Raw genomic sequence first — 5,205 nt, 5'->3', positions numbered from 1 at the left:
GGTCCGCGCATCATCTACACCACCAACTACGGCGACCAGAACTACTCGTTCGACGTGGCCATGCCGATCAGCGCGACGAGCCTGAACGTTGCCGGCCAGACCGTCGAGCTGGTGRCCGCCAAGGCGCCGGACCTCAACGCCGCCGCGGCCAGCACCAGCGCCGATGCGAGCAGCACCGCCGGCGACACGACTCCGGGTGGTCATGACCGCTTCGGCCGCCTGATCGTCGACAACGATGTGCGTGCTTATCTGGCCTTCGGTGGCCCGGCCCTCAAGGCCGTGTGGAACGGTACCGCCGCTGGCGTGCCGCAGACCCGCGACCTGATGAAGGCCTATGCCCAGACCCACGGCTACAAGTTCGACGAAGTGACCAATCGCTTCTACGACATCGAAGCCAAGCCGGAAGTGAAGCAGGGCGACCAGGTCACGCAGTACGCCGAGTTCGACGTGTACCTGCCGCTGAGCTGGGCTCCGGACCAGACCCCGGAACAGGCTGCGGGCATCAAGCCGCCGTCGCTCGACGACACCGGCAGCGACCAGGCTCCGGCCTCGTCCAGCACCGCCGCTCCGGCCAGCGCCGCCAGCGCCGGCAAGTAAGTCGCTCCGGCGGCAAGCTTCGAAAGGGCCCTTCTTCGGAAGGGCCTTTTCATTTTCAGGCCCTGCGCGGGCCGGGCCGGGCGAACTTTCGGTTACAGTGCGGGTCGATCCCGCAGCCATGCGCGCAGCACTTGCACGCGACTGACTCCACAGGACATGATCGAAACCGAACTGCTCACTCGACGCTATGGTGCCCTCACGGCGGTGGACTCGCTGAGTTTCCGCGCCGAACCGGGCCAGGTGCTCGGGCTGCTGGGCCCCAACGGCGCCGGCAAGACCACCGCCATGCGCATGATCGCGGGCTTCCTCGAGCCCAGCTCGGGCACGGCGCGCGTGTGCGGCTACGACGTGCGCAAGGAGCCGCTGAAGGCCAAGCGCGCGCTGGGCTATCTGCCGGAGGGCGCGCCTAGCTATGGCGAGCTGACCGTGCGCGAATTTCTGTCCTTCATCATCCGCATGCGTGGCTTGCAGCGCGACGAGGGCTCGCGGCGCTTCGATCGCGTGGTTGGCGGGCTGCAACTGGAGAGCGTGCTCGACCAGTGCATCGATACCTTGTCCAAGGGTCTCAAGCGCCGCGTGGGCCTGGCCCAGGCGATCGTGCACAACCCGCAGGTGCTGATGCTCGACGAGCCCACCGATGGTCTGGATCCCAACCAGAAGCACACGGTGCGCCAGCTGATCGACCAGATGGCGCGCGATCGCACCATCCTGATCTCCACGCATTTGCTGGAGGAAGTGCACGCCTTGTGCAATCGCGTGGTGATCATCGCCAACGGCCGCCTGATGGTGGATGCCACGCCGGCCGAGCTCGAATCGCGCTCGCGCTATCACGGCGCTGTGTCCTTCAGCGCGCCGGGCAGCGGCGTATCGCAGGAAATGCTTGGGCGGCTGCCGCAGGTGTCCTCGATCGAGGTCGATCCGATGGACGGTCGCATCACCGTGTTTCCGCGTCCGGGTGAACGCATCCTTGAACCGGTGGAGACGCTGCTGCGTCAGCAAGGGCTCGAAGTGTCGGAGATCCAGCTCGAACGCGGCCGACTCGACGAAGTGTTCCGCCAGATCACCACCGGCGCGGAGAACCGCGAATGAGTCCGATCGCAGCGGTGACACGCCGTGAGCTGCGCAGCTATTTCGTGACGCCGGTGGCGTATGTGTTCCTGGTGATCTTCCTGGTGCTGTCGGGCATCCTCACGTTTTACGCGGGCGATTTCTACGAACGCAATCAGGCGGACCTGCAGCCCTTCTTCGTGATGCATCCGTGGCTTTATCTGGTGCTGGTGCCTGCCGTGTCGATGCGCATGTGGGCCGAAGAAGCCAAGGGCGGCACGCTGGAATTGCTGATGAGCCTGCCGTTGACGCTGGCGCAGGCGATGCTGGGCAAGTTCCTCGCCGCGTGGCTGTTCATAGGATTGGCGCTGGTGTTGACCTTGCCGATCTGGATCACCGTCAATTATCTCGGCTCGCCTGACAACGGCGTGATCCTCGCCGGCTATATCGGCAGCTGGCTGATGGCCGGGGCGTTCCTCGCCATCGGCGCGTCTTTGTCCGCCGTGACGCAGAGCCAGGTGGTGGCCTTTGTGCTGACCCTGGTGGTGTGTTTCCTGCTGATCCTGGTGGGGCAGCCGCAGGTGATGGAGTTTTTCCAGGGCGCGTTGCCGCGCAAGCTGGTGAACGGCCTCGCGCACTTGAGCATGGTGCGTCACTTCGAAGCGATCTCGCGTGGCGTGCTCGACCTGCGTGACTTGTTGTACTTCGTGGCGAGCATGGCTGCCTGGCTCATCGCCGGCGTACTCACGCTCGACCTGAAAAGGACGCCATGAGCATGCGGCGCATCCATTTCAGTCGTCGCGCCGTGTTGTCGGCGGCCCTGGTGCTGCTGGCGATCGTGTTCGTGACTTTCGTGCTTGCCAGCAGCCGCTGGCGCATGGGGCGCATCGACCTTACCTCGGACAAGCTCTACACGCTGACGCCGGGCACCGTGCATATCGTGGATGGGCTGCATGCGCCGCTGCGCCTGACGCTTTATTTCTCCAGCCATGCCACGCGCGACCTGCCGCAGCTGCGCAGCTATGAGCAGCGCGTGGCCGAGATGTTGCAGGAGATGGTGGCGCGCGCGCATGGCCGCCTGCGCCTGCAGATTGTCGACCCCGTGCCGTATTCCGATGACGAGGCCAGCGCGGAAGGCTATGGCTTGTCGCCCATCAGCGGCGGCACCAACGGCGAGCGCGTGTTTTTCGGCCTGGTGGGCAGCACGCTGCCTTCGAACGCGGACGGCGATGGCGACGGCGAGACGCACTTGCCCACCAAGGTGCAGTCGATTGCGCTGTTCGATCCATCGCGCGAAACCTTCCTCGAATACGACATTGCCAAGCTGCTGTACGAGCTGGACCAGCCGTCCAAGCCGCATATCGGCGTGATCAGCAGCCTGCCGGTGCAGGGCAATCCGGTGATCGGCGAGGAGCCGTGGGCCGTGATGCGTCAGCTGGGCCAGCAGTTCGACGTGAAGTCGTTCGACCCGAGCAAGCTGACCCACATCGACGCCGACATCAAGGCGTTGCTGGTGATCCATCCCAAGCACATGCCGGCCGATGCGCTGTACGCGATCGATCAATACGTGCTCAACGGCGGTCATCTGGTGGTGTTCGTGGACCCGGTGGCCGAGATGGACAACACGCCGTTCATCGACAGCAGCGGCGTCACCGACGACCACAACTCGAATCTGTCGCGCCTGTTCGATGCCTGGGGCGTGCAATACGATCCGCAAAAAGTGGTGCTCGACCGTTCGCGCGCGCTGCGCATCGAACTGGCCGACAATAGCTCCATGAGCCATCCGGCAATGCTCGGCCTGGGCCAGCAGGAGCTCAACCACGATGACGTGACCACAGCGAGCCTGCAGCGCATCAATGTGTCCAGCGTGGGTTATTTCGACCTCGCGCCGGGCACCACCTCGCGCCTGCAGCCACTGATGCAGTCGACGACGGATGCCGAGGTGGTGTCGAGCGAGCGCGTGCGCGAGTCGCTCAACAACCCGGCCGGGCTGCTGGACAACTACAAGCCCGACAACCTGCACTATGTGATCGCCGCACGCGTGCGCGGACAGTTTCCCAGCGCCTTCCCGGAACGCGCCGGCCAGAAGGGGCACGTGCCGGGCGTCGGCAATGCRGAAGTGATCCTGGTGGCTGATACCGACCTGCTGAGCGATCGCCTGTGGGTGTCGTACGCGCAAAGCCTGCTGGGCCAGCCGCAGTTGAGCGCGATCGCCAACAACGGCGACCTGATCACCAATATCGCCGATAACCTCAGTGGTTCCTCGGCGCTGCTCTCCATCCATGGCCGGGTGAGTTCGCAGCGGCCCTTCACGCGCGTGCTCGCCTTGCAAAGCGCGGCCGACCAGAAATACCTGGCCAAGAAGCAGGAGCTGCAACGCGAACTTGCCGTCACGCGTACCCGCCTGAGCGAACTGCAGCCGGCCAAGGCGGCAGGGCGGGGCGACACCGCCAGTCCCGAGCAGCGCGCCGAGATCGAACAGTTCCTGCAGCGCCAGCTGGCGATCAACAAGGAATTGCGCGATGTGCAGCACCAGTTCAACGCCGAGATCGACGCGCTCGGCCTGCGCCTGAAGTTCATCAATATCGTGCTGATCCCGGCGCTGGTGACGGTGATCGGCCTGCTCTATGGCTGGCGTCGCTCGCGGCGCAGCAGGCGGCGCGCGTGAAGGTGACAGGCAGTGCTGAAGTGTCGCAGCCGCTTGCCGTGGATGCGTCCGGGACGGCGCGTATGATGGCTGGTCGCCACTGATACGGTCCGGTACGTTCGATGATCGATAGCGTGCTCAAGTGGATCGTGCCCTGGGAGTTTTCCTGGGTGTTCCTGCTCGGCTTTATCGCCTGCTGCGTGCTGTATGTGCGCGGCTGCCGTCGCCTGCCGGTGAGCTTTGGCCGCCGCCTGTCGTTCTGGACGGGCATGGCGCTGATCTATGTGTCGCTGCACACCTATCTGGATTACTTCTTCGAGCATGAGTTCTTCATGCATCGCATCCAGCAGATCCTGCTGCACCATCTGGCGCCCCTGCTGATCATTGCCTCGTATCCCGGCACGGTGCTGCACAAAGGCCTGCCGTTCGCATGGCGCCTGCGCCTGCTGCATCCCATCCGGCGTTCGGCGCCGTGGCGTATGGCGAGTGCGGTGTGGTGCAACCCGGCGGTGGCCACGGTGCTGTTCGTCGCGTTCATCCTGGTCTGGCTGATCCCGTCGATGCAGACGCTCGCCATGCTCGATTGGCGCATCTATCGCTTCATGAACTGGTCGATGCTGGCCAGCGGATTCACCTACTGGTGGCTGGTTCTCGACCATCGGCCGCGTCCACCGGGCCGCATGACGCCGGGCATCCGCGTGCTGTCGCCTGGCATCACCATGACGCCGCAGATCCTGGCCGGCGCCATCGTCACCTTCTCCAAGACCGACCTTTATCCGATCTTCGAAATCTGCGGCCGCGCCTTCACTTTCAACGTGCTCACCGCGCAGCTGGTGGGCGGCGTGATCATGTGGGTGCCGGCGGCCTTGATCGAATCCATCGGTGGGCTGCTGGCGATGCGCCAATGGTTGCGG

Annotated in this window: 4 protein-coding genes and 1 pseudogene; all 5 read left to right on the top strand. The window is 64.7% G+C overall.

Features of this window, described 5'->3' with window-relative positions:
* Positions 1–597, top strand: a pseudogene (locus AC1DMG_RS19470) (SRPBCC family protein); the annotation flags it as partial.
* A gap of 156 nt (positions 598–753) precedes the next feature.
* Positions 754–1,686 (top strand): ABC transporter ATP-binding protein, encoded by a 933-nt coding sequence (locus tag AC1DMG_RS19465; RefSeq protein WP_046970580.1) that lies wholly within the window; start codon positions 754–756, stop codon positions 1,684–1,686.
* Complete coding sequence (locus AC1DMG_RS19460; RefSeq protein ID WP_441604197.1) at positions 1,683–2,417, top strand: ABC transporter permease subunit; 735 nt, start codon at positions 1,683–1,685, stop codon at positions 2,415–2,417. The genes AC1DMG_RS19465 and AC1DMG_RS19460 overlap by 4 nt, the downstream gene beginning before the upstream one ends.
* Positions 2,414–4,312: a GldG family protein gene (locus AC1DMG_RS19455; protein ID WP_441604196.1), complete on the top strand. Its 1,899-nt coding sequence runs from the start codon at positions 2,414–2,416 to the stop codon at positions 4,310–4,312. Before AC1DMG_RS19460 ends, AC1DMG_RS19455 begins: the two co-directional genes overlap by 4 nt.
* 101 nt (positions 4,313–4,413) lie before the next feature.
* The coding region (locus tag AC1DMG_RS19450) for a cytochrome c oxidase assembly protein (protein ID WP_477180939.1) at positions 4,414–5,205 on the top strand (792 nt) is incomplete at its 3' end.

The sequence above is a fragment of the Dyella sp. 01N36 genome (assembly GCF_056399745.1).
The sequence above is the reverse complement of the archived record's forward strand: the minus strand, read 5'-3'. Positions and strand labels throughout refer to the sequence as shown.